This window comes from Dehalobacter restrictus DSM 9455, from assembly GCF_000512895.1.
GTDB classification, from domain to species: Bacteria; Bacillota; Desulfitobacteriia; order Desulfitobacteriales; family Syntrophobotulaceae; genus Dehalobacter; species Dehalobacter restrictus.
In genome coordinates this window covers 919,739-945,696 of the sequence record NZ_CP007033.1, presented here as the reverse complement: position 1 = coordinate 945,696, position 25,958 = coordinate 919,739, and the positions used below count along the sequence as shown (strand labels likewise).

At 44.7% G+C, this 25,958-nt stretch carries 22 protein-coding genes and 3 riboswitches; of the genes, 9 read left to right on the top strand and 13 right to left on the bottom strand.

What is annotated here, in order from left to right; translation table 11 throughout:
• Window positions 1-108: 108 nt before the first annotated feature.
• Window positions 109-208: riboswitch (NiCo riboswitch) on the bottom strand.
• Window positions 209-298: 90 nt separating this feature from the next.
• From DEHRE_RS04515 to DEHRE_RS04505, 3 genes are all read right to left on the bottom strand, one after another.
• A complete protein-coding gene (locus tag DEHRE_RS04515; RefSeq protein ID WP_019225476.1) occupies window positions 299-712 on the bottom strand; it encodes a hypothetical protein in 414 nt (137 codons plus the stop codon).
• Window positions 705-1,649: a phosphodiester glycosidase family protein gene (locus DEHRE_RS04510; protein ID WP_019225475.1), complete on the bottom strand. Its 945-nt coding sequence runs from the start codon at window positions 1,647-1,649 to the stop codon at window positions 705-707. The genes DEHRE_RS04515 and DEHRE_RS04510 overlap by 8 nt, the downstream gene beginning before the upstream one ends.
• Window positions 1,650-1,749: 100 nt before the next feature.
• Window positions 1,750-4,296, bottom strand: coding sequence for a cation-translocating P-type ATPase (locus tag DEHRE_RS04505; protein ID WP_025205354.1), 2,547 nt, complete (start codon window positions 4,294-4,296; stop codon window positions 1,750-1,752).
• 54 nt (window positions 4,297-4,350) lie between these two features.
• Window positions 4,351-4,448, bottom strand: a riboswitch (NiCo riboswitch).
• A 216-nt stretch (window positions 4,449-4,664) separates the two neighbouring features.
• On the opposite strand from DEHRE_RS04505, the gene DEHRE_RS04500 reads away from it, so the two are divergent.
• Window positions 4,665-5,156 carry a DUF2127 domain-containing protein gene (locus tag DEHRE_RS04500; RefSeq protein WP_019225473.1) on the top strand — a complete coding sequence of 164 codons (492 nt, stop codon included), beginning with the start codon at window positions 4,665-4,667 and terminating at the stop codon, window positions 5,154-5,156.
• Between the two features lie 24 nt (window positions 5,157-5,180).
• Here the strand turns inward: DEHRE_RS04500 and DEHRE_RS04495 are convergent, their stop codons facing one another.
• From DEHRE_RS04495 to DEHRE_RS04480, 4 genes are all read right to left on the bottom strand, one after another.
• On the bottom strand, window positions 5,181-7,007 hold the full coding sequence (locus tag DEHRE_RS04495; protein ID WP_019225472.1) for an APC family permease: 1,827 nt from the start codon (window positions 7,005-7,007) through the stop codon (window positions 5,181-5,183).
• Between the two features lie 240 nt (window positions 7,008-7,247).
• A complete protein-coding gene (locus tag DEHRE_RS04490) occupies window positions 7,248-7,949 on the bottom strand; it encodes a response regulator (protein ID WP_019225471.1) in 702 nt (233 codons plus the stop codon).
• Complete coding sequence (locus DEHRE_RS04485) at window positions 7,942-10,623, bottom strand: sensor histidine kinase (RefSeq protein WP_019225470.1); 2,682 nt, start codon at window positions 10,621-10,623, stop codon at window positions 7,942-7,944. The genes DEHRE_RS04490 and DEHRE_RS04485 overlap by 8 nt, the downstream gene beginning before the upstream one ends.
• A gap of 257 nt (window positions 10,624-10,880) precedes the next feature.
• Window positions 10,881-11,303: a metal-dependent transcriptional regulator gene (locus tag DEHRE_RS04480; protein WP_015044310.1), complete on the bottom strand. Its 423-nt coding sequence runs from the start codon at window positions 11,301-11,303 to the stop codon at window positions 10,881-10,883.
• Between the two features lie 196 nt (window positions 11,304-11,499).
• On the opposite strand from DEHRE_RS04480, the gene DEHRE_RS04475 reads away from it, so the two are divergent.
• The gene (locus DEHRE_RS04475) at window positions 11,500-12,768 is read left to right on the top strand and encodes an Nramp family divalent metal transporter (RefSeq protein ID WP_019225469.1); all 1,269 of its coding nucleotides are present in this window, start codon (window positions 11,500-11,502) and stop codon (window positions 12,766-12,768) included.
• Between the two features lie 14 nt (window positions 12,769-12,782).
• Here the strand turns inward: DEHRE_RS04475 and DEHRE_RS04470 are convergent, their stop codons facing one another.
• Window positions 12,783-13,982 (bottom strand): MFS transporter, encoded by a 1,200-nt coding sequence (locus DEHRE_RS04470; protein WP_019225468.1) that lies wholly within the window; start codon window positions 13,980-13,982, stop codon window positions 12,783-12,785.
• A gap of 256 nt (window positions 13,983-14,238) precedes the next feature.
• Between DEHRE_RS04470 and DEHRE_RS04465 the strand changes: the two genes are divergently transcribed.
• The 7 genes from DEHRE_RS04465 (at window position 14,239) to DEHRE_RS14975 (ending at window position 19,838) form a co-directional block, all read left to right on the top strand.
• Complete coding sequence (locus DEHRE_RS04465; protein ID WP_019225467.1) at window positions 14,239-15,837, top strand: spore germination protein; 1,599 nt, start codon at window positions 14,239-14,241, stop codon at window positions 15,835-15,837.
• Between the two features lie 36 nt (window positions 15,838-15,873).
• Window positions 15,874-17,064: a Ger(x)C family spore germination protein gene (locus DEHRE_RS04460; protein WP_019225466.1), complete on the top strand. Its 1,191-nt coding sequence runs from the start codon at window positions 15,874-15,876 to the stop codon at window positions 17,062-17,064.
• A 3-nt stretch (window positions 17,065-17,067) separates the two neighbouring features.
• Window positions 17,068-18,150: a GerAB/ArcD/ProY family transporter gene (locus DEHRE_RS04455; protein WP_019225465.1), complete on the top strand. Its 1,083-nt coding sequence runs from the start codon at window positions 17,068-17,070 to the stop codon at window positions 18,148-18,150.
• An 11-nt stretch (window positions 18,151-18,161) separates the two neighbouring features.
• Window positions 18,162-18,386, top strand: coding sequence for a hypothetical protein (locus tag DEHRE_RS04450; protein WP_019225464.1), 225 nt, complete (start codon window positions 18,162-18,164; stop codon window positions 18,384-18,386).
• Window positions 18,387-18,572: 186 nt separating this feature from the next.
• The gene (locus DEHRE_RS04445) at window positions 18,573-18,875 is read left to right on the top strand and encodes a zinc-ribbon domain containing protein (protein WP_026071844.1); all 303 of its coding nucleotides are present in this window, start codon (window positions 18,573-18,575) and stop codon (window positions 18,873-18,875) included.
• Window positions 18,876-19,153: 278 nt separating this feature from the next.
• On the top strand, window positions 19,154-19,672 hold the full coding sequence (locus DEHRE_RS04440) for a CarD family transcriptional regulator (protein WP_019225462.1): 519 nt from the start codon (window positions 19,154-19,156) through the stop codon (window positions 19,670-19,672).
• Between the two features lies 1 nt (window position 19,673).
• On the top strand, window positions 19,674-19,838 hold the full coding sequence (locus DEHRE_RS14975; protein WP_019225461.1) for a hypothetical protein: 165 nt from the start codon (window positions 19,674-19,676) through the stop codon (window positions 19,836-19,838).
• Between the two features lie 119 nt (window positions 19,839-19,957).
• On the opposite strand, the gene DEHRE_RS04435 is transcribed toward DEHRE_RS14975, so the two are convergent.
• From DEHRE_RS04435 to DEHRE_RS04415, 5 genes are all read right to left on the bottom strand, one after another.
• A complete protein-coding gene (locus DEHRE_RS04435; RefSeq protein ID WP_019225460.1) occupies window positions 19,958-21,136 on the bottom strand; it encodes an iron-containing alcohol dehydrogenase in 1,179 nt (392 codons plus the stop codon).
• 66 nt (window positions 21,137-21,202) lie between these two features.
• Entirely contained in the window at window positions 21,203-21,685 is a 483-nt protein-coding gene (locus tag DEHRE_RS04430) for a hypothetical protein (RefSeq protein ID WP_019225459.1), read from the bottom strand.
• A gap of 98 nt (window positions 21,686-21,783) precedes the next feature.
• On the bottom strand, window positions 21,784-22,545 hold the full coding sequence (pflA, locus tag DEHRE_RS04425) for a pyruvate formate-lyase-activating protein (RefSeq protein WP_019225458.1): 762 nt from the start codon (window positions 22,543-22,545) through the stop codon (window positions 21,784-21,786).
• Between the two features lie 12 nt (window positions 22,546-22,557).
• Window positions 22,558-24,792, bottom strand: coding sequence for a formate C-acetyltransferase (gene pflB, locus DEHRE_RS04420; RefSeq protein WP_019225457.1), 2,235 nt, complete (start codon window positions 24,790-24,792; stop codon window positions 22,558-22,560).
• A gap of 73 nt (window positions 24,793-24,865) precedes the next feature.
• Window positions 24,866-24,948: riboswitch (ZMP/ZTP riboswitch) on the bottom strand.
• 97 nt (window positions 24,949-25,045) lie between these two features.
• The gene (locus tag DEHRE_RS04415) at window positions 25,046-25,768 is read right to left on the bottom strand and encodes a DUF421 domain-containing protein (RefSeq protein ID WP_019225456.1); all 723 of its coding nucleotides are present in this window, start codon (window positions 25,766-25,768) and stop codon (window positions 25,046-25,048) included.
• Window positions 25,769-25,958 lie beyond the last annotated feature (190 nt).

Here is a 25,958-nt window from a genome sequence, read left to right as displayed (position 1 = left end):
AACCCTAAAATTACAATATAATGACGAGCAGATTTCTTGTAAGACAAGGCAAATAATTGAGGAATCCCTTCTTATATAAAAAAACTGTGGAACTATAATTGTTGGAAATATAGTCCCACAGGGTTTGTCTCCTGCTGCCAGTATACCGGCCCAGCCTTATACACCTAAATCAAGTGTCGTGTGTATCGGCCTGATCGATGCGCAGTATTCTTTGATAAATCAAGAATTAGTATATTTGAAAACAACCTCTACTGTCAATATCGTTTTGCCTAAAACTTGAGATAGCTCTGCCTAAAATTTAGGATAGCTTCCTGCTTTTAAATACCATTGCAATCAAGTACCCCAATCCTGCTGCCGTTCCGGCCCAGCCGGCCACTTGGAACAGCTGAACGTAGCCGGATGCAGTCCCGGCAATATCGAGTATCCCCTTCAGCAGACTGCCCACGGTTAATACCGCAATGCCGGAATTATAGATATTGTAGAACAAACGGTAGTTTCTCCGGTCGCTGATCCGGGAAACGATCAGCCCCAGCGTAAAGTAGAACAATGCGCCGCCCAGAAGCGGATACAGAAACATCAGGGTCATTGCCGCCGAACGAACCCCATGACCGAACTGTGCATAGATATTCGCCACAGCGATGGATACCGCTGTGAGTATCAGATAGACAATTACTGTTTTACGGATCTGCCGTGATCCTTCCGTACTATTCATTACCGATATAGACAATGTCGCTCACCTCTCTCTGCTGAGAACTCCTGCCATCGGTCGGATGATTGACGATTTCTCCATTAAAGTACATGGTCGAAGAGCCTCCTCCATCCAAATTATACGCGACCGTACATCCTCTTTCGGCAAACTCCTGCGCAAGCTCCAGCAAGGAAAGTCCTGCGCTCTCTTCCGTCCGGCCGTCAGCGACAATTACGATGTAATGCAGACCGGAGACCTGACCGATCGCGGTCCTCGGATTGCTGTTTTTGGACTGGGATACCTCAGTGGTACTGTCTACCACGATTTCTCCATTTTCGATCAGGGTCGGTCCAAATGAAAGTACCTGCCAGGGATTTGTCAGGGAATCGGCACTGACCGCATTTTCATTAATAATTGAGAAATCCCCGTGGCCGTCAATCACCAAGGCTTCATCGTTTCCAGCCTGACGGGCCGTATCCCTGTACAAGACACCATTGCGTAAAACATAACCGTTATTTCTAAATCCATAGTAGTCGCCATTGATCGCAAAGATTGCCTGATGTTCTTCGGCCATATCCGAGGTTGTTTCCTTGAGATTGCGCCCAAAGCTGTTTTCGGCCAGCGCTGTTTTCAGGTAAGACGCATTGCTGAGCCGGATATCGGCGACATAAAAGGTTGTGTCATACGCTTGCACTGTGTCAATCGTTATTTTGATATTTTTATCCTGATAAGAATGATCGGTAACTGCAGCTTCAGTCTCTGACCCGGACTCGGGCGGATCCTCTGCTGCACTTTGCTTCTCAGAGGCTGTATTTTGCTGTTCGGTAGCCTCACGCTGCTTGACTTCAGTCACGTTCTTTGGAATTACAAAGGTGTCCAACAGAACAAAAACAAAAGAAAATGTCAGTAAAACAGCTAAGACGGCTGCCCAACGGTAGGGTTTGAATAGGGATTTTTTCATGTTGCCAATGAACACTCCTGTCTTCTGTCATCGATTTCTGTTTTATATTAAATGACCCATGTGACAGTTTGATGAACTATTGATGAGCATTCATTGAATATTATGTTCTTTTCCAGCGTTTAAACCCTTTGACAACCTCATACCAGCCAACAGATACGACGGCCAAAGCGGCAGCCAGGATAAGCTGTTTCCAGGACAACGGCGCGAGCTTCAATAAGTGATTCAGCGGCGTATAGATAATAAGAAGCAATCCTGCTAGGGTCCCAATATTTACCATCCACATGACCTTATCTCTGATTAGTTTCGCAAAAGACCGAAAAGCAGAATCCGTATTGGAGCTGTTCACCTGAACCAGCACTAGGTTTGCCAGCAAAATAATCGCTAGTGCCATAGTCCTGGCCAGAGAAGCCTGATCAGGATGGTTGTTTAAAATAGTGAAATAGGTACCGAATGATGCCCCAAAGATCACGAGACCCTGTAGGACACTTTTGGTCAGTATTTTTGCAGTGAGCAGCTTTTCATTGGGATTGCGCGGAGGCTGATCCATGATATCCCGTTCGGCCGGCTGCCGCTCCAGCACAATGGAACAGGTGGGGTCAATGACAACTTCAAGCAGTACCACGTGCAGCGGCAGCAGCAAAAGACTCGCCGGACTGATTCCCAGGAAGGGTGCAAGTAAAGAGGCAAATGCGATCGGGATATGAATCGTGAAAACATAGCCCACGGCTTTTCTGATGTTATCATAGATTCTTCGGCCATCCTTAATGGTATCAACAATGGTTGAAAAGTTGTCATCCAGCAGGACCAGATCGGCAGCCTCACGAGAAACCTCAGAACCGCGCTTGCCCATCGCAATCCCAATATCGGCATATTTCAAGGCTGGCGCATCATTGACGCCGTCTCCGGTCATCGCGACAATCTCGCCGTTATCTTTAAAAGCTTTGACGATTCTCATTTTATGTTCCGGAATTACCCTGGAAAAGATACTGACATCCTTGACTTTCTCACGCAGTTCTTCCTCGCTCATTTGATTCAGCTCATCGCCGGTGATAATCTTATCGCAGTTCGGCATGTTAATCTGCCTGGCAATCGTGCTTGCCGTAATCCCGTTATCTCCGGTGATCATAACGACCCGAACCCCGGCTTTGTTGCAGATTTGAATATCCTGCTTAACAGATTCCCGCGGCGGGTCGGCAAGACCCACCATACCACAAAGCTGCAGCCGGCATTCCGGCAGGGTGTCCGGGACTTCCTCTTTGCCGGTCAGTACCATTTGGCCAACAGCAATCACCCGCAGGCCCTGCTGCGACATTTCTCTGATTTTGTGCTCGGCAACTTTTCTCTCCTGATCCGTCAGACTGCATACGTCCAGAATACGTTCAGGCGAGCCTTTGGCTGCGACCACAAGCTCATTTTCATTTTGCCAGACGTGTCCCATCATCTTGGTCTGATCCGTGAACGCATATTCTTTGATCAGCTCTCCGTCAAAAAGGAGCTCTCTGCCTACCCCTTGCGCTTCACAGTAAGCAATCATAGCCTTCTCCATCGGGTCATAGGCATCCGGCTCGCAGCCCATGCCCATAATCCGGATCAACCTTTCGCCGTCATCGTTCAGACTCCAGGTATCCCGGACCGTCATTTGGTTCATGGTAATGGTACCTGTTTTATCGACACAAAGAACGGATACAGCCCCGAGCGTTTCTACGGACGACAATCTTCTGACCAGTGACTGCTTTTTGGCCAGCCGCCAGGCACCCATCGATAGAAACACGGTCAAAATAACAGGAAACTCCTCCGGGATCATGGCCATGGCCAGGGTGATCCCAGACAAAATGCTTTCGATGACCCGTTCACTGCCAACATGGTCCGGCAGGTTGAAATAGGTTACGACTCCGACCAGCGCGAATAAGACTGCGGCAATTCCCGCGCACAGCTTGACCAGTTTTCCGGTTTGTTTTTCCAGCGGGGTCGGACGGTCAGGCGCGGCGGCTATTTCCTGCCCGATTTTTCCGTATTCGGTAGCCGGGCCGATTTGATCGACCCTGATCGCTCCGGTGCCCTGGGTAACCAGCGTCCCGGCGTAGCAATAGTCCCGTCGCCAGTATTCTTTGCTGTCGAGGGACAATTCCCCATCGGCAGCCTTCTCTCCGTTGACAACTTTCCAGACACCTGCCGATTCGCCGGTCAGCGAGGATTCATCGACACATAGTGTACTCGCTTTTAAAACCGTGCCATCCGCCGGCACTTTGACGCCTTCAGCAATAAACATGATGTCGCCGGGCACCAGGTCCGAACTGTTGATGATCTGCATCATCCCATCGCGCAGTACGGAAATCTTCGGCGTGGATAAATCCTTCAAAGCCCTAAGTGTTTGGTCGGTTTTCCATTCCTGGATGACTTCTATGCTGATAATCCCGACAACAAAAACAAGCATGATGGCGCCGTCCCGGGGTTCTCCGAGGATAAAATAGATCACAGCCGCAATGAGCAGCAGCAAAAACATGGGTTCACTAATTACCTGCAGGATCTTGCGCGGAAAGCTTTCTTTTTTTTCAGGCACCAGCTCATTCTTCCCGAACCTTTCCTGAAGCTGTCTGGCTTCGGGACTTGAAAGTCCCTGCAGTTCCCTGATTTGTTGTTCTGTCATACAGATGCCTCCATTTATTGTCTTGAAGGATATAAAAATACCTGTAGAACATTTTACTGTCCCACAGGTATATGTGTATCATCACCTGCTGCCCAACGGGCCCAGCCCCATGAACTTGTGTCCAAGTTCATCGCCTGCTCAGTTTGTACTGTAGATTGATATGCAGTGCAAAGAGATAGTTGAATTTTACCATATTGTTTTTTTTTAAGCAATATTTTATGCAGATTTTATTTAGACATTTTTATTTAGACATTTTAAGGCATCTGCTTTTTTTAATGAATAATTAATTGAATTTTAGTGGACATTTAATAAATATCGTATACGATTGAAAGAGACCAATTACTTAATATTACGCAAAGGATATAAGGATGACAACACCTAAGACAAATAAACGGAAAGATATTTTCCATATCGGCTTCGAAATCGGCTTGCTAATGAAAGGCATTGACGGTCTACTGGAAATTATCGGCAGTATCTTGCTGCTGTTTCTGACGCCGGACCGGTACAACTGGCTGATACGCCTCTTGACGCAGCATGAATTATCTGAAGACCCGCAAGACTTGTTTGCCAATTACCTGATTAATTCCAGCCCCAGCTTTTCCTCCAGCACGCAGCATTTTGTGGTATTCTACCTGCTGTCACACGGGATCATCAAATGCATTCTCGTACTTCTGTTATGGCGCCAAAAACTGTGGGCTTACCCTTTGGCCATTTTGTCCTTAATCTTGTTTGTCGTTTACCAGCTTTACCGCTATACGTTCACACATTCCGCATTTCTGATTCTGCTTACGATCTTCGATGTGCTCATGATTTTCCTGACTTACAAAGAATCGAAACAAGTAAGATCTAAGGCTATGTGATTCTGTCTGATCGGTCATTTAGTTTCATTTTTGTAAATGGTACGGTATCGTAGCCACGCACACATTTCTCCGATATAGCAAATGTGTGCGGATTAGTAAGCTCGACTGGTTATGCAGAATATGGTGCCATCCTTTTTTCGGAATAAATTCCGGGATCAGAACCATGATCTGATAATTCTGATCGGTTGCTTTGTGTTCGATCATATCGATAAATTTGGTCAGCGGATGGACAATGCTCCGGTGTAGAGAATTCAACGTTACCAAACGGACGTCGGGATTCCATTTCTCCCACTTTTCCTCGAGCTTTTTCTCTTCTTCTTTATCAAAGCAAACACTTACTGCAATGATCTGGTTTGCCGACAGCGATTTTGCATAGTTTAACGCATTTTCCACCACGCGCGTGATGCTTGCAACAGGAATAATGATAATATTTCCTTTAATCGGTACTGTTGGTTCAGCCGCTGATACCCGAAGCTGTTCTGCGACGTCCATATAATGCTTGTGGATTCTGTGGAAGAGCAGAATAATCAACGGCAGGAAGATCAAAATCGGCCAAACCTGCGTGAACTTGGTTAACAGGAACATCATGACAACGACGAAGCTGATCAGCGCCCCGAGCGAATTAATAATTAGCTTTGGCATCCAGCCTTTCGGCTTTTCGCGGAACCATTTTACGATCATTCCGGTCTGGGCCAGGGTAAACGGAATAAACACGCCAATCGCGTAAAGCGGAATCAGGCGCTCCGTTTTCCCTTTAAAAGCCACAATCAAGAGGATCGATAAAAAGCCAAGGATAAGGATTCCATTGGAGAATCCAAGACGGTCTCCGCGGATCGTGAACATCCTTGGAATAAATTTGTCTTTGGCAAGATTCACAGCCAGTAAAGGGAAAGCCGAGTATCCGGTGTTTGCGGCCAGAATCAAAATCAACGCGGTTGTGCCCTGAATAAAGTAGTAGATAAAATTACGTCCGAATATTCCCTCAGCCATTTGGGAAACAACCGTTTCCTGTGCATTCGGGGCTATTCCATAATAAAAGGCCAGAAATACAATCCCAGAAAACAATATCGCGAGCAAACTACCCATCGCCATTAATGTCTTGGCCGCATTATTCGGAGCGGGCTCTTTAAAATTCGGGATCGCGTTAGAGATAGCTTCAACACCAGTCAAAGCCGAACAGCCGGAGGCAAAGGCCTTGAGCAGAATAAACAAGCTTATCCCTGCGACAGGTGTGCCGACAGCCGCATGCAGTTCGGCCGGCACCTGACCTGTAAAGACATTGTACAGACCGGCACCAATTAAAATAAACAGGGCCGCCACAAACAAATAGACAGGATAGGCCAGGATCGTAGCGGATTCTCTTATCCCGCGCAGATTAAGGACCGTAATTAAGAGAACAAAAAACACAGCGATCGCTACTGCATGGACATGCAAGGCCGGGAAAGCTGAGGTAAGCGCATCGGTTCCTGCAGACACGCTAACCGCTACAGTCAGAATGTAGTCGACCAGCAGGGAGCCTCCGGCGATTAAGCCTGAATTCATGCCGAGGTTGTTCTTCGATACGACATACGCTCCGCCGCCGCGCGGATAAGCAAAAATGATCTGCCGGTACGACAGGATTAAAGCAATTAAGAGAACCAAAACACCGATCGCGATCGGAACAGAATACCAGAATGCTGCCGTTCCAACCGTAAAGAGAACGATCAGGATTTGTTCCGGGCCGTACGCTACCGAGGATAAAGCGTCGGAAGAAAGAATCGCAAGGGCTTTCTTCTTGGTCAGCTTCTGTTCGCCAAGCTCCGTTGATTTTAAAGGACGCCCGATTAAGAAGCGTTTAAGGGCAGATACCATGAAATGTTTCACCATCCAATTAAAATAGTTGCGTTCCTTGCCATCTATAGCCGTTGGCAGCCTTTGCTGCACTTAGATATATTATGAAGTACTTATACTTCATGATATACCAAAAAAGGTTAATTTCGTTCGCACACCTATTTATAACACCGATGGCATAAAGAAAGAATTCAGATATATGCCCTTCATATAAAGAATGTATAAAGATTATGTTAAATAAAAAAAGCCCGTTTGTACGGGCTAAATCTCCTCAACCATCCGGTATCCTACCCCAACCTCGGTTAGAATATACCTGGGTTCTGCAGGGTTGATTTCCAGCTTTCTGCGGATATTGGCCATATTGACCCTGAGCGCTTGGATCTCATTGGTGTAAGGTCCCCATATTTCCTTCATGATGAAATCGTGGGTCAGTACTTTCCCGGTGTTTTTGGAAAGCAGCACAATGATCTTGTATTCAATCGGTGTAAGGTGGATTTCTTTACCGGCCATGGCTACAAGTCTTTTCTGATAGTTTATCTCTAGATCGCCGACTGTCATCTTCTCTGATTCGGGAAAACTGACACTAACGTTCTTTTGACTGTGACGGATCCCGGTTCTTATCCTGGCCAGCAGCTCGGAAGTACCAAACGGTTTGGTCAGATAATCGTCCGCACCAAGATCCAGGGCTTCAACTTTTTCCCGCTCCTGTCCACGGGCCGACACAACGATGATCGGAATTCCGCTCCACTGCCTGATTGTACGCAGCACTTCCACGCCGTCCATATCCGGCAAACCGAGATCCAGCAGGATCAAATCGGGCGAATAGGATGCCGCCATTGAGACAGCCTCTTTCCCCCGGGCTGTCCGGATAATCTGATAATCATTGGAACTCAGGATCGCCGAAATAAAGTTGCAGATTTTTTCATCATCTTCGACAATCAGGAGCAAAGGTTTGTTACTCATAAATGTTCTCCTCCAGAGGCAGTGTGAACCGGAATACGGCACCGCCCTGCTCTTTATTGGCAGCCTCCATTTTCCCATTGTGAGCCTTGATAATCGACATGCATATTGACAGACCGATTCCCATTCCGCGGGCTGAATCCGAGCTGCGTTTGCCGCAGGGCACATAACTTTCAAATAAATACGGGAAATCCTCTTCGGCAATTCCTGGTCCGTTGTCACTGACCTCAAAGACAGCCTGAGCTCCGGCTTTTGTCACCTGCACCGCGGTCACGGTGTCATCCGGCGAATGCTTGACCGCATTTTCGAGCAGATTGATCAAAACCTGCTCAATCAGCTTTCCATCCATCGGCACCAGCAAAAGGTCTTCAGGCACCTGCACCGCTATTTTACTGTTCGGGTAACGATGACGGGTTCTACTGATCGCTTCAGCCACGATCTCCTCAGCGGCCTCAAATGTTTTGGCGACATTCATGGTCCCTTCCTTGATCCGGGTCACGGACAATAAGTTTTCGACCATGCGTATCAGCCATTGCGAATCTTCTTTGATGTTCGAGACCAATTGGCTATGGGTCTCTTTATCCAGATGATCACCATTTTCAAGGATTGCTGAGCTCGCCCCGAGAATGCCGGTCAGCGGGGTCCTCAGATCGTGCGAAATTGCGCGCAGCAGATTGCTTCGCATTTTTTCTTTTTCTGATTCGATTAATATTTGCCGTTGTTCATCAGACAGGTACTGCCGTTCCAAAGCCATGGCGACTTGGGAAATAATCATTTTTAGCAGCAGACGGTTATTACGGTTTAATCTGCCTTTGAGACATGAAATTCCAATCACGCCAAGCACATCGCCTTGGGAAATGATCGGCATATAATAAGCGCCTGCTTCTGTATGCGTATCTGTTCCTGCACCGGCCTGTTTTTGATTGGCAAATACCCATTGAGCAACCTTGCTTTCGCGCTCCGACAGCAGAAATGAAGCATCAGGTTCTGCGGAGGATTGCGTCAGAATACCTGATGAACCATGATGATTGGATGAACGATACAGGTTTGCCGGTCCATACTGATCCCGGGTGTAAAAAACCGCGGAGCATTTAAAAAGTTTCACAATGTATTCGTTCGTCAGCGTAACAATATGTTGAAGTCCTCTGGTCGTTAAAAGCCTTTTATTTATCTCATACAATAACTCGGTGCGCCCTTCTCTTTCCGCGGCGAGCCGTGCCTGGGTCTGAATGCGGACAGTCGTCGTACTTGTGATCAAAGCCACAACCAGCATAATCACAAAAGTGACCGGATAGCCTGTCTGGATGGCATAAAACGTGAAAAGCGGCGAAACAAAAAAGAAGTTAAAAACAAGTACACTTAAGACCGAGGCAGTCATGCCGTACACATACCCCATGGTGAGTCTGGAAATAAAAAACACAGACAAGATATAGACCATGATAATATTTTGATTGCCAAATTCCAGCGCCCGAAGGCCAAAGGAAAGCAGGGTTGCCCCAGTCAGAACCCCTATCGTTTTCCAGATATCCGGCCAGGATAAGAACAGGTCTTGGCTGATCCGCTTCCTTCGCGGTTCGCGATAGGATCTTTGAGGCCAGCTGCTTGGGATGATATGAATTTCAATGTTTGGCAGCAGCCCGATGAGCTTATCCTCAAGTGCCGGATCAAATAATGTTTTCAGCGTCTTTTTATTTCTGCTTTTTCCAATGACAATATTTGTGATGCCCGTAAGCTTGGCATATTCCGAAATGATGGAAGCCAGACCATGTCCGTTCAGCGTCACAATTTTGGCGCCTAAGAGCTCGGCCAGATCCAGATTCTCCTGGACGTTTTTCTTTTCTTCTTCCGTAAAATACCTGCTTTCCATATCTTCGATATACAAAGCAGTCCACGGGGCATGGAAGGCCTCTGCCGATCTGGCCGTCCAGCGGATGCATTTAGCGGCCGACGGCGAAGAACTGATACAGACTAATAGCTTAATTCCGGCTGTTTTTACGGATAAGCGCTGTTCATTTTGATTCTCGTTGACGATCCGGTCCGCAACCTTGCGCATAGCGGTCTCACGCAGGAGGCGCAGGCTTTCAAGACTTAAGGGACATTTCTTTCCCCCGCAGCGTTTCATCAGTTCGTCCGGCTCGATATCGATCAGCTCAACTTTATCGGCGCTGTCAAACATATAGTCCGGAATCGTGTCCTGCTCATTAACCTTCGTGATATCCTGCATTAGATCTCTCAGGCTTTCGATGTGCTGCACATTGACTGTGGTGTAGACGTCAATTCCGGCATTCAGCAGCTCTTCGATATCCTGGTAGCGTTTTTTGTTCCGCATGCCGTCCGCGTTACTATGGGCCAGCACATCAACCAGCAGGAGCTCGGGTTTTCTTTGCAAAGCGGCGTCCAGATCAAATTCTTTGCGGTAACGGTTTTTATGGTTAACAGTCTTCGGCGGCAATGCCGGCAGTCCGTCCAGCAGCTGAATGGTTTCAGGACTTGTATGCGGCTCCAGATAACCTAGGACAACATCTACCCCGCTTTTCAGCTGGCTGTGGGCATCATCAAGCATCGCATAGGTTTTTCCTACACCCGGGGCATAGCCAAAGAAGATTTTTAGTTTTCCGGTTTCCTTTGCAGCCCTGGCGCGAATATCCTGCACGCCGCCACCACCCTGACTCTTCATTCGTTTATCATACCCCCGATAGGGTGATTTAGCAAGAAGCGTTCGACTCACCTTGCCGCTTCATTTGAACGCATGGTATGCTGAGGAAACAGACTCCGCCAGCTTCAGGAGCATACCACATTAATCAGACGAACACCCCGGCTAACATTCGGGGTGTTGTTTATTATGTGATGCACACTTTTTTCTTCTCCAACATATTCTGTTTTAGAATCACTCGTTAAAGTTAGCTTCGGCTAACCTCCAGAGAATACCTACAGTTATTTCTCCCTTGTATGACGCAGAACAAAGTCGTCAAAATCCTGTTTCCAGGACGTATTGCTTTTCATGAACTCCACCAGCGTTTTTATCGCATCAATCGATGCAATTGAAAGGTAGTGTTCCATCGCTTCAGCCTCAGCAGCAATATTGCATTTGCTACATATCAGCGAAAGAAATTCCTGCAGCAGCTGATTCCTGGCAACCAGGTAAAACCCATACTCTTTTCCTTTATCCGTAAGCTTGATTTCGCCATACGGTTCGTACTTTATATAGTCAGAGTCTCGCAGTCTGTAGAGAGCTTTCGTTACGGAAGGCAAAGCGACCTGAAGCCTATTACTTATATCCGTGACTCGAACTTCATCAAGTGACAGCGAAAAGCGATAAATTTCCTCCAAATAATCTTCCAGGCTCGGTGAAAGCATCTTCCCCACTCCTCTCGCTTCACCTGAAGTTACTGATATTTGTTAGCATCCACCTAAATGCTTATCGCTATTTAAGAAAGAATTATTCAGCCGTATCACAGTAGATTCACATCTATGTGTACTGCTTCGTTCTATACCTATATCATTTTCTTGCCTCATATGACAGTTCATTAGAAATAAGCGGAGGGTTATAACAATGAGCAAAGAAATCAACCTTGTTCAAACTTCATTAACATTACCTTTGCCTAAAAATACCTGGCTGGAAAAGATCAAAGACACACTGAGATACCTGGGTCCGGCCTTCATCGTGAGTGTCGCCTATATTGACCCCGGCAATTTTGCCACCAACATCAGCGCAGGTTCCAATTTCAATTACAATCTTGTTTGGGTTGTCTTATGGAGCAACCTGATGGCGATTTTCTTGCAAACACTGTCGGCGAAGCTCGGCATTGTTACCGGTGTTGATCTGGCTACGCAGTGCGGACGTGTTTTCTCCAGGCCGGTAAATCTTTTACTTTGGATCATCATGCTGTTTGCCGTCATCGCAACGTATATGGCAGAGTTCCTGGGCTCGACGCTTGGCCTGTACCTACTTTTCGGCATACCGCTCGTGGCAGCAGGTCTGATAACCGTATGTCTGACCTTCGTCATTGTTTATTTGCGGCGTTTCGGCCAGCATATGGTTGAAAGAATTATCATCAGTCTGGTGGCCGTCATCGGGGCCTCGTATTGTCTCGAGCTGTTCTTGGCTAAACCGGATTGGCACGCGGTCGCTTTGCACACCTTGGTTCCTAGCCTAGGTCCCGAAAGCATTCTGGTTGCCGTCGGCATGTTGGGCGCGACCGTTATGCCGCACGTCATTTATCTCCATTCGGACTTGATGAAAGCAAGACGTACTTCCGATGATTTGGCCGAAGCAAAAAAGCATTTCCGAATGGAATGCTTGGATATCGCCTTTGCTATGAACATCGCGTTTCTGGTCAACGCTGCAATGGTTATTATCGCTGCAGCCGTTTTTTTTAACCAGGGTCCCGTCGATTCCATTGAACAGGCACACAAGTCCCTGGCGCCGCTACTTGGCAGTTTATCCAGCGGTGCTTTTGGCCTGGCGCTGCTTGCTTCAGGCCTTTCCTCATCCACCGTTGGCGCTATGGCCGGAGAATGTATGCTGAAAGGGTTCATCGGTCTGGATATTCCGGTCAATATCCGGCGGGCAATTACTATGATTCCGGCCATCATTCTCCTGTGGCTTGGCTTTAACCCGATGAAGATGCTGATTATGAGCCAGGTTACCTTAAGCTTTGCGCTGCCGGCAGCGGTCATTCCGCTGCTTCTGATCACCAAACGCCGGGACATTATGGGTGAAATGACAAACCGTAAAATCACCAATGCTGCCGGTGTGGTAATCGTAAGTCTTATTGTCTCGCTGAATGTTGTTCTGTTATATTTAACTTTCTCCGCTTAAGTTAGAACTAAACATCAGTTTTCAAGATGCCTTAACCCTTTCCGATAAAAGATAATCATGAACAGCGCAGCAATCAGAGCCATCACAGAGCCATAGTAAAATGGCACGCTGTAATTGACATGATCATAAAGCAAACCTGCTATGACACTGGCCGGAAGAAGCGTAATACCCACAAGGCTGTTATATATGCCCAGTCCTGTTCCCCGTTTGTCTTTGTCAATCAAATCAGACACCAATGCCTTCTGTACGCCGTCAGTGGCTGCGCTGTAAAGTCCGTACAACGCAAAAAGCAATACCACTACGGTTCCGCTGTTTGTTCTGCCAAACCCGAAATATAGGATTGAATACAGCAGATAGCCAAAAATAATCAGTCTTTCTCTGCCGATTTTATCTGACAGCATGCCGGCTGGTACGGAGAAGAGCGCTGACACTGCGTAAAAGATCAAATAGATCATCGGAATCAAGGAGTCTTTGATCCCAATATCACTGGCTTTGACCAAAAGAAGCGCATCGGTTGAATTTCCCATCGTAAAGATAAAGATGATTCCAAGAAAGGCATAGTACTTTTTCGGGAAGTCCTTCAATGTAATTTTCCCAAGCGGTTCCATCTTCTCCGATTTTGCTTCCTTCACAAAGCATATAATGTTTATCAGTCCCAGCAAACCTGGGATGGCTGCTATAAGAAATATCAGCCGGTAATCATTTGGAAACAACAGCAGGATTCCTGCTGCCAGAAGCGGCCCAACGATCGCCCCGCTGTTATCCATCGCTTTATGAAAGCCAAAGTTTTTGCCTTTGCTGCCGTCTTCAGAGGACGCGGCGATCAGGCTGTCTCTTGGCGCCGTCCGGATGCCCTTGCCAACCCGCTCGGTAAACCTGATAAGCAGAACCTGCAGCGGCGAGGTTACCATCGAAAACATGGGTGAAAGAACTGCCGTGAAAGCATACCCTATGACCATGAATGGCTTATTTTTTCTGATCTTGTCACTCCACCATCCGGATAACGCTTTAAGCACGGATGCCGTACTCTCCGCAATCCCTTCAATCAAAGAGAGCTCCGTTTTAGTTGCTCCCAAGGACATTAAAAATAACGGCATTACAGAATAAATCATTTTCGTCGTCGTATCCGTTAGAAAACTTGTCAGGCCTACGAAAAAGATGTTCTTCTCTATGCCCAAGATCTTCTTTTCCCGGATCTTATTGTTATTGCTCATTTTCTTTTCTCATTAAAAAGAGCGATCTCCATCGCCCTAGCTCCCTTTGTCATATCCGTTACGTCAATGCTAACACATTGTAATATCAGTTACAAGCAGAGATAACACATATCGCCGTCATCACATCCCATATTCCAGTTCGCAAATCTTACGTGCTCAGCCAATTTTTGAATCCAAAACAGTATTCATAAATAACTTCATTCCTAACGGGAGATACTACGTAAGGTTAGGTTCAAAGTGGAAGGATGAAAGCAGTATGTTCCGCTCCATTCATTCTAAACTGCGTTTTTGGCAGTTAGCAAATCATAACGGCGCTAACGCCAATCATTCAGAGAATTCTCAATCTAACCTTTTCGACAATCTGAACAAAAACCTTACCGCTTTAAAAGGTATGTTCGGAAAGAGCTATGATGTTAACATGCGTGAATTTAACTTTGGTGATCAGGGACTTACGCGTGGTGCGATCGTCTTCTTATCCGGGATGACGGATACAGCCATAATTAACGAAAGTATTATAAAACCATTGATGTACGACATCCGGTTAAGCTCCAGACAAGAAACATCATTACTGAATAATATGAGTATTATTCAGACAACGCTGCTTACAGTGGGAATGGTTCAAAAAGCTTCTAAGATCGATGAAGTCGTAGATGGCTGTTTGTCCGGAAAAACAATTCTACTGATTGATGGCTCAAAAGAAGCTTTAGTCATTGGCACCGAAGGTTGGGAAACCCGTGGTGTGGACGAACCCAAAACAGAATCCGTTGTCCGGGGTCCGAGGGAAGGCTTTACCGAGAATTTGCTTACCAATACAACCCTGTTGCGTCGTAAAATAAAAAACCCTAATTTAACTCTGGAAACAATGAAAATAGGTGAACGAACCAAGACTATTGTTTGTGTTGCCTATTTAAAAGATCTCGTTCATCCACAGCTCATCAAAGAAATTCAACGGCGTCTTAATAGAATTAAGACAGATGCAATTCTGGAATCAGGGTATATCGAACAGTTCATTGAGGATGCTCCTTTTTCTATTTTCTCCACAGTTGCTAACAGTGAAAAACCGGATCTTGTTGCAGCAAAAATCTTGGAAGGAAGGGCGGCCATTTTTGTTGACGGGACTCCCTTTGTGCTTACCGTTCCAATGGTCTTTATTGAAAGTTTTCAAAGCGCTGAAGATTACTATTCCCGGCCTTATTTTGCAAGCGTGGTTAGACTCCTCAGGCTTTTAGCTTTTCTGATTAGCATTACAGCTCCGGCAATCTATGTTGCTTTAACAACTTTTCACCAAGAATTGATTCCTACTTCCTTACTTTTTACCATGGCTGCATCCGAGGAGGGCGTCCCTTTTCCTGCGATGGCAGAAGCACTCATTATGGGAACAACATTTGAAATTCTCAGGGAGGCCGGGGTTCGCTTGCCCCGTCCTATTGGTCAAGCGGTCAGTATTGTGGGGGCTTTGGTTATTGGCGAGGCTGCTGTAGGCGCCGGAATAATCGGAGAACCTATGGTTATCGTGATAGCTTTGACAGCAATTTGCAGTTTTGTGGTTCCTTCCCAAACAGATTCCGGTAGTATCCTACGATTAATTCTTGTTCTCTTAGCCGGGGCAATGGGAGGGTTTGGGATTGCACTTGGATTAATGGGGACATTTATTCACCTGGCTTCCTTAAGATCTTTTGGCACCCCCTATTTATCACCTTTCGCTCCTCTCAGTACGCAAGACTTGAAAGATACATTCATCAGGGCGCCTATTTGGGCAATGTTTACCCGCCCTAGGACGATAGGCTGGCATGACCCTGAACGCCAGGAGTTCAGATTAAAACCCAGCCGTCCGTCAGAAGAAGACAAGAGCTAGACCGGCTTGAATAACATTGAAAACAAGAGGCAATTGATGAAAAATCGTATGGGTTTCATTATAAAAACCATGGTATGCTTCATGTTAATTCTACCTATAAGCGGATGCTGGAGCCGTCATGAGTTAAATTCTTTATCGTTCGTGGTTGGCGTAGGTTTAGATAAAGCCGAGAAACCCGGAGAAATACAATTGACGACACAAGTGGTAAAACCAGGTGAACTAAAATCTGCTTCTGCTAAAAATAAGAGTAGTGGGAGCGGCGGGAACGGGACAAATGCTTACTGGAACATAAAAAGAACGGGATATGTTGCCTCTGAAATTATCAGAGATTTTAGTCATGAATCCAGCCACAAGTTGTATTTCCCACATAATCAGGTTTTGATAATCGAGAGGAAATTGGCTGAAGAAGGAATACAAAAATATATTGATACGTTTATACGGGATAATGAGACTCGCTTTAATGTTCTGATTGCGGTCTCCGAAGACCGGGCAAGTGAGGTACTTGATGTTTCGCCTGGATTGGAGAAACTGCCGGCAATTAACATTGCCAAATTAGTTGAAACGCAAAATGTAACGTCTGAATCGCCAACAGTTAGATTAATCGATTTTATTCGTCGTTTAATGAGTAAGACCACTGCTCCTATCGCACCCTTGATTAGAGTGACCGGTGACGGAAATGAAAAAACAGTGGAAGTCTTTGGAACAGCAGTTTTTAAGCATGATAAATTGGTTGGCGAACTGAATAAACGTGAAACGCGCGGACTATTATGGGTTATCAACAAAGTAAAAGGCGGAATGATTGATGTTGCTGTCCCTAGCGGTGATGGTACAGTGAGCCTGGAGATTATGCGTGCGAAGAGTAAAATGACACCCGTCATCCAAGATGACACGATTCTGATAAAGCTGGATATCAAAGCGGAAGGGATTATCAATAGCCAAAGTGGTTCAGAAGACATAACATCACCAGTCCATGTTGCCTCTCTGGAAAAAGAACTATCTGCAGAAATCAGAAAGGAAATCATAGCTGCTTTAAAAACGGCCAGGGATCTCAATTCAGATATCTTCGGTTTTGGTGATTCAATCTATTGGAAATACCCCTCCAAGTGGAAGAAACTAAAGATGAAATGGGACGAGGTCTTTCCGGACATTGAAGTAGCGTTAAATATCGATACCACGCTGCGCAGTACAGGCAATATCAGCGCTCCTGCCGTACCTGCCAAGGAGTAATTCATGAGACTTGAAAGAGGAATCATATCAAGTTCACAATTGATGTTTTTAGTTGCAGGATATGTCCAGGGTTCTGTTATGGTAGTTGCAATTACGAATATAATTACCAAACAGTATACTTGGCTGGTTGTTTTATCCGGATTGGCTGCAAGTATCCCCCTTGCGATGGTTTATATTGCCTTAGCGAGGAAATTTCCCGGCAAGGACCTGGTACAAATCAATCGTATTGTCTATGGTCCCTATTTAGGCAAACTGGTTTCCGCCTTATATATTTGGTTCTTTTGCTCTGTTGCAGGTTTTATGTTAACCTATGTCGGCGAAATCATAAAGTATTACATGATGCCGGAAACTCCTAAGTATGCAATTTGTATTCTATTTGCTTGCATCTGCGCCTGGACAGTTCGCAACGGAATAGAGGTCCTTGCCCGGACCAGTGTTATATTTGTCATGATCATCATATTTGTAATCCTAATCACTTTTTTTCTACTGCTGAAAGACATGCAACTAACCAATTTCCTGCCATTTTTTGATCTTTCCCTGAAGGATTTTATTCAGGGTACACATGTCATGCTGACCCTTCCCTTTAGTGAAATCGTGGTGTTTCTCATGGTAATGCCCTATGTGAACAAGGGAGTAGAAGCAAAAAAATCCGTTATTTTAGGATTAATCATCGGAGGGGGCAGCATATTAATTGATACGGTTCGCAATACAGCTGTGCTGGGAGTAACATCGACGATTATGGTTTCTCCTTCGATCGAATCAGTGCGCCTGATAGACCTGGCAGAGATCATAACCAGGCTGGAAATGCTTGTTATTACTTTATTATTAATTGCAATGTTCATCAAAGTAAGCGTCATGTATTATGGCTCTGTATTAGGGATAGCCCGATTATTTAATTTACGTTCCTATAGGCCACTGGTACTTCCGATTGGAAGTATCATTGTTAGTTTATCTATTCTGTCATTTACTTATCTGGCACAAAACGTTAGTTTTGCAACTGGGACAGGGCCTTTTTTCACCCTTACGTTTGAATTTTCGCCTGTAATAACATTACTAATAGCAAAAATACGAAAGTTGCCAAAATAACAGGAAAGGAAATGGCCGTGATTTTTTTATTAACGATAGCTTTTGTGGCCATAGGATTATTTGAAATCCCTGCTCTTGTCAGAAATAAGCATTGGCGGGAACTTGCCGTCTTTTCGGTCTTTTTTGTGTTAGCGTTTATACTGGCTCTATTACAAGCAGCAGATGTCAAAATACCCAGCCCAGTCAAAGGCATGGAATATTTGTTCAAGGATATATTAAAACTGAGTTATTACTAGAATCAAAAAAACTCCACCAAATTTGCTATATATTTGAAATATTCCTTTGACATATACTTTCATTGCAGTTATACTTAAGCAGCTCGTTCATTTTGTGGATTTACTAATAACCTCTCCATTGCCTAAAGCTCTGGGAAGCTATGAATTCTTCCCATAAAGCGGGTAATATATTTTGGAGGTTTTTTTATGTTTGAAGACAAAGTTTTAACCTGTAAGGACTGTGGAAATGAGTTTTCCTTCTCCGTTTCCGAACAAGAATTCTACGCAGAAAAGGGATTTACCAATGAACCTGGCAGATGTCCGGAATGCCGCTCTGCGAGAAAGGCACAGGGTAGATCCAACAACCAATACGGTCGTCCGCAACGAGAAATGTTCCCAGCCGTCTGTGCTACTTGTGGAAAAGAAACTCAAGTCCCTTTCCAACCCTCAGGTGACAAACCGGTTTATTGTCGTGATTGTTATCAACCACGCACACGTAATAATTGGTAAGTATTTGAAAGAAGCCTTCCTAGTACACACACTAGGGAGGCTTTTTTATTTCGGGTCTTTTATTCCATAAGCAGCCCAACCTTTTACCATTTTATAAAAAATGTTTATGGCTATTAATTATGGCTTTATTTTACAAATGAAGCTTATTAATTTATTAACCATTAATTCATTGACATTAATCATTGACATACATTTTTATAAATGATAAAATAATTGATTTGCTATATATCATTTTCTATGATATGCTTAATAAGCTACTGACTCAGGGAGGTGAATATATGTTCCAAGTTGGTGATCAGATTGTCTATCCTATGCATGGAGTCGGAACTATTGAAGCTATTGAAGAAAAAGAAATCTTGGGGAAAAAAAGAATTTACTATATTGTCAATGTCCCCCAAACCAGGATGCAGATGATGATTCCCCAGGATAAAGCTGAAAGCTTTGGCATCCGGAAGCTGGTTGAATCCTCTATCTTTGAGGAAATTCTGGAAAATTTTAATGAGGGAATTACCGATCCCCTGCTTTATAAAAACCAGAAATACTGCACTGATTTAAATACGAAAAAGATGAGAAGCGGCGATATTTTCAAAGGGACAGAAATAATCCGTGATTTAACGCGGAAAAACCTCCTTGGTAAATTGGGAAAAGAAGATTCCAAAATGTTGGAGGGTGCCCGTAATATATTTATCAGTGAACTGATGCAAGTAAGATGTATGACTAAAGAGAAAGCAACAGATTTATTAGATTCAGTGTTAGCAGCCAACGTTTTAGATGTAGAATTTCAGGAGGTAAAATAATTTGAAACCATATACTTGGTATGATTTTAGTTATTTATCGAAAAAACAGAAGCTTCAGTTTCTGATCGATGTCAAACCTGCTGCTGAAAAAAATGGCAGATTTGATCTAATCTTATACAACAAATACGCAGAGCAGTTTGGTTTAGACAAGACCAAAGAAGCTTAAGAGACCTTGATTCTATAAGAGGCGGATAGTATTGGGTCTGTCATACGCGCGTCGTGATATTGTACAAGAAGATTGTCAAAATCTTCAAAACTCAGCAGAGTAGAGTTCCTACTCTGCTTTTATAATGCAGCTTGGTAGATATCGATGATATCTTCAACCGATCCCTGCCTGGGGTTCGTTAACGTGCAAATGTCTTGCATCACATTATTTGCCAGTTCTTCAATATCACCTTCCTCAAGACCCATCATAGATAGCTTTCCGGGAATACCAATTACAGAAGACAGATTCTTAATCGATTCGATAATAATATTTATCGCTTGCTCCTTATGATGTGTAACAGTCCCCATAGCTTCGCATAATTTCAAAATCCGATGTTCCGGTATCGCCGTGGAATTGAATCTAAAAACATGAGGCAGCAGCGCAGCATTATTGAATCCATGAGCACCATTATAAAAACCGCCCAGCTGATGCGCCATTGCATGCACATAGCCTAGACCTGCGCTATTAAAGGCAAGCCCTGCCATAATATTGGCATACATCATTTTTTCTCTGGCTTCCAAATCATTGCCGTTCTCATAGGCTCTCGGTAAGTACTCAAATGACAACCTCAGTGCATCCAAAGCCAAAGCATCTGTAATCGGAAACGCCTCTGTCGAAACAAACGCTTCTATCGCATGCGAGACAACATCTATTCCAGAACTGGATGTTACTTCCTTCGGCATCGTGGTCATAAAAATTGGATCGTTTACGGATATAAACGGTGTCAATAAAGCTGAAGTAATTACCATTTTTACCTTTCTTGTATTATCCGTGACGATTGCAGTATGTGTTACTTCTGCTGCAGAACCAGCCGTTGTGTTGATTGTAATAAGAGGGATCATCGGTTTGGTTATTTTGTTATATCCTTCATAGTCTATGATCGAGCCACCATTTACAGCAACTGCAGCAATTGCTTTTGCACAATCATGATTTGTACCGCCGCCGATGGATATAATTAATTTATAGTCTCGTTTAAAGACATTCCAGCCCTGCTTAAAATATCTTAATCCGTCCTCGACAAAAGATACTGTCGGATTGGGGTGTAAAATCCCGTCAAAAATATCATAGGAAATAAATAGACTCTTTAGTATTTTTTCAATATTTTCAACATACCCAAGTTTGATCATATTCTTATCCGTGACGATTAACACTTTACTTAGTTTCCAAGACAATAATTGATTAGGAAGATCCTTAATTGCCCCAACGCCGATCAGATTGGTTTTGGGGATAAAAAAATTATGGGTATTTTCCAAGGCCAATCACCCACTCTCTGCAAAATGAATTATTAATATGAAAAAGCCGCAAGCATTGCTTAATCGCAATGCTTAGTAGGGATACATTTTCTCTCTGCTTTTATCCTCGACAAAATGGCTCCATTTTAAAAATGCCCAGGTGGCAACAAAAAACCAGACCGTAAAACCGATCAGCGGCAGAATTAATCTGCTGGAAGCCTTGAAAATCCCTATATCAAGCAATAAATTATAGTATAAGATCGAAGCAAAGACTCCTGCTGCTATAGAAATATAATAAAACGGCCTTTGTCTTGGTAAATAATAAAGATAAATAATGAAAAATGCTGTCCAGGCAATATTGGCAAAAAGATGAACACCAATGAAGCCAAAAGGGCCAAAATTCGTCCAAGAAAATAGTCCGGTAAAATATCCAAAAGCGTGGACAATAGAATCCATCATCCCGCCTAAGACAACACCAAACAAGGACAATCGCTGAATATCTTTTTTTGGCACAATAACGATTAAGAGTAAAATAAAAGTCGCAGCATAGAACGGATGCAACAAAAAAATTGGCATTACTGCAATCCCCTTTATATTATATGCAAGCTTAGGATATCCATTAAGGCATTAAACTATTCGGATATTAGAAGAGCTCCGTTTAACGTTTTCATTTTTTAATAGCCCGGAGCAGTTTCCGGCAGCTCTTTGGAGCAATACTTCAGCAACTCGGCAAGTCTTCCTTCTTCGAGTTCCTGAACATCGGCCAGCCGGTATGACAGTCCCAGCAGCTTATATTTTTCAATACCCATCCTGTGATAAGGTAGCAGTTCCATTCGTTCCACAGCTACTCCGCTATCATGAATAAGGCTACACAGGCTGCCGATATCATCTTTCTTGTCGTTAATGCCCGGTATCACCACGTGCCGTATCCATATCCGACAGCCTGCCGCCGAAGCTGCCTGCAGAAAATTCATTGTCGTACTTAGACTGCCTCCGATATATTGATCATACCGCTCTTGATCCGGCATTTTGATATCCAGCAGGACCGTGTCGGTATTTGCCAGCACCTCGGCTACCTCCTCCGACGGTGTCGTACCGGCAGTATCCAGAGCCGTGTTGATACCGGCCTTTTTAAGCTGTTTAAACAGTTCTGCCGCAAAAAGGGGCTGCATAAGCGGCTCTCCGCCGGAAAGCGTGACACCGCCTTCCCGGCCAAAGTAAGTGCGGTAACGCATCGCTTTTTGCACCAAAGCTCCCGCAGTGAACTCCCTCCCCCCATTCCTGTCCCAAGTATCGGGATTATGGCAATAGATACAGCGTAATGGACATCCCTGCATGAAAATAACCATTCTCAATCCAGGTCCATCCGCTCCTCCAAGGGTCTCAATGGAGTGTATCCTTCCCGTCTTTCCTATCTCTTCCGCTTTACCGCTCATCTGCTTACTGCCTCACAGCCTTTCATGGTAGGTCCTACTGATGACCTCCTGCTGCTGCTGACGGCTTAGCTTGTTGAAGTTGACTGCATAACCCGATACGCGTATCGTCAGGTTGGGATAGTGTTCCGGATGCTCCATAGCATCAATCAGTTGTTCACGGTTCAAAACGTTAATATTGATGTGATGGGCCTTCATATCAAAATAGCCGTCTAGGACCGCTACCAGGTTGCTCTTCTGTTCCTCAGGGTTCTTGCCGATGGTGGAAGGAGTTATGGAAAAAGTACAGGATATCCCGTCCCGGCAGGCTTCATACGGAAGCTTTGAAACAGAATTCAATGATGCAAGCGCCCCGTTTGCCTCTCTGTTGTGCATCGGATTAGCACCGGGAGCAAAAGCTTCGCCCTTTTTCCTTCCGTCCGGGGTTGCACCTGTCTTTTTGCCGTAGACCACATTGGAGGTAATTGTCAGCACCGAAAGGGTGTGTACGGCGTTCCTGTAAGCAGGCGTCTTTCTCAGTTCCCCGATAAAATCCTCTGTTAGCTCTGCAGCAATCGAGTCCACACGGTCGTCATCATTGCCAAACCGCGGGTATTCTCCATCTATTTCAAAGTCCTGGATCAGGCCCTTTTCGTTTCTGGCTGCCCGGACTTTGGCATACCTGATCGCACTCAAAGAATCCGCAACCACGGAAAGTCCGGCGATTCCGAAAGCCATAAAGCGTTCGACATCCGTGTCATGCAATGCCATCTGCAGCTTTTCGTAGGCATACTGGTCATGCATATAATGGATGACATTCATGGTATTGACATACAGCCTGGCGAGCCATCCCTGATAAAAAGCGAACCGCTTCATGACATCCTCGTATTCCAGCAAACTGTCCTTAACCCCTTCGGATACAGGCCCGACCTGTTTGCCGGTGATTTCATCCCTTCCGCCGTTTAAAGCCATAAGCAACATCTTTGGCAAGTTGCAGCGTGCTCCGAAATACTGCATTTGCTTGCCTATCTTCATCGCCGATACGCAACAGGCGATCCCATAGTCGTCCCCATATAAAGGACGCATTACATCGTCGTTCTCATACTGAATAGAGTCGGTATCGATAGACACCTTGGCGCAATAACGTTTAAAAGCCTCCGGCAGCACCGCGGACCACAGCACAGTTAGGTTAGGCTCGGGTGCCAGTCCCAGATTATATAGCGTATGCAAGAAACGGTAGGACATTTTAGTAACCAGCGTCCTTCCGTCCTCGCCCATACCTCCGATAGCCTCTGTGATCCACATGGGATCCCCGGCAAAAAGCTCGTTGTATTCTGGTGTCCGAAGATGCCGGGCCATTCTCAGTTTAATGATGAAATCGTCTATGATCTCCTGGACCTGCTGTTCGGTCAATCTTTGCTGATCAATATCCCGCTGAGCATAGATATCCAGAAATGTGCTGACCCTTCCCAGGGACATGGCGGCGCCATTCTGCTCCTTAATCGCGCCAAGATAGCCAAAATATAACCACTGAACCGCCTCTTTAAAATCTGCGGCTGGTTGGGATATATCGAAACCATAAAGCTCCGCCATCTTTTTCAGCTTTTCTAAAAAATCGATCTGCTTGTACAATTCCTCGCTTACTTTGATATTCTCCATGTCCATCAGTAACTGACCTTTTTTGCGCTTATCTTCTTTTTTCCCTGCAATCAGCCTGTCAACGCCATATAGTGCTACACGCCTGTAGTCCCCGATGATCCTTCCCCGTCCATAGGCATCCGGCAATCCGGTAATGACTCCGCTCCTGCGGGCTTCCTTCATTTCATCGGTGTAAACACGGAAAACGCCGTCATTGTGCGTCGTCTTGTAAAAGAACTCTCTTTCGATTTTCTCATCCATGGTATAGCCATAAGCCTTGCAGGCTTTCCTGGCCATATTGATCCCGCCAAAAGGATTGACTCCTCTTTTTAACGGCCTGTTGGTCTGAATGCCAACGATGAGTTCCTTTTCCTTGTCCAGAAAGCCCGGCGCATAGCTTAGCAATGAAGAAACCGTTGAGGTATCGATATCCAGCACGCCGCCGAATTCCTTCTCAAGCTTTTGCAGCCTTGAAAGTTTCTCTAGGATATGCTGCGTCCGATTCGTTATCTCCGTTAAAAAAGTTTCATCACCTTCATAAGGCTGGTAATTTGCTTGTATGAAGTCCCTAACATCAATTTCCTGCTGCCATCTGCCGCCTTTGAAGTTTTCCCATCCTGTATTATTCATCATTTTAATCCTCCTGATTTGCCAGGTTCTGAATTTTATGAGGGTGACTCAGAAAATAAAAAAACCTGGACAATATTTATACTGCCCAGGCGGTCGACGTTTGAACTCTTCCAATCCCTTATGGTTCAACCCATATGTCCGCCAGTCTTGGAAGCTTACCGACATTCTATTATGGATGTAATGACTTTGTCAATTACCTTGTTTATACGGAGTTTATATGGAGCTATGTTTATTCAAAGCTCGAACAGAATAACGCTTATTCGAGTACGTCAAAAGGGACTGGATCATTGTTTTTTAGGTCTATATGCAATGTGCCGTCATAATCAAGAGACCCCAGTAAAACTTCTTGCACCGAATTAATCTTTTGTTTCTTCAATTCATGAGTTAACCACTTTTCATCCCGGTTCACAAGGCTGAGATGTTTTTTTAAGACTGTTCCGTCAATAATCAGGTTGGCAGCAATACCTTTAGCGGAAGTATTTATATTCATATCTTCAGGTGTTAAAGGTTGTTTTTGTGCTTTAAGTTGAATACTGACTTGGCCGCTTGTCTCAAGGATTGCGTTTTCTACATCGCTAATACTAAATGCACCTTTGTTCCTGCATTCCTCCATTACTTCATTGATATGAAATCTGGCTTTCTTTAAGTTTTGTTCGATCAATTTGCCATTCTGTATTAAAATCGTCGGCACTCCACATAAAAATTTTCTGGCCCGGATACTTCTCCGGGATACATAAGAAGACAGTAATACAAAGCTGCCATAAATAAGAATTCCGAGTATTCCGTGTAAATAAGGAATTTCATTATCTATTGCTAAAGATGCAGCAATAGAACCAATAGAAATGCCTATTGTGTAATCAAAAAAGCTTAATTGAGAGAGTTGTTTTTTTCCCAGTAAGTGAGTTAACAAAAATAAGATAATAACTGAAAGTATGCTTCTGAGCACAATATCTAAAATACTGATGATATTATCGTTCATGGTAATCACCCCTGTAAACTCGACCCAATTATTATGCGTATTATACATTCAAAGACAGAGAATTATACACCAAATGCCCTATCAATCCACCTTTTATTTTTTTCACCTGTTGCTTCAATGTCCAAACGGAGTAAGATAGTACGCTTACAATGCTTCCAAACTTCTTAAACGGCAAACCAGGAAAAAGGTA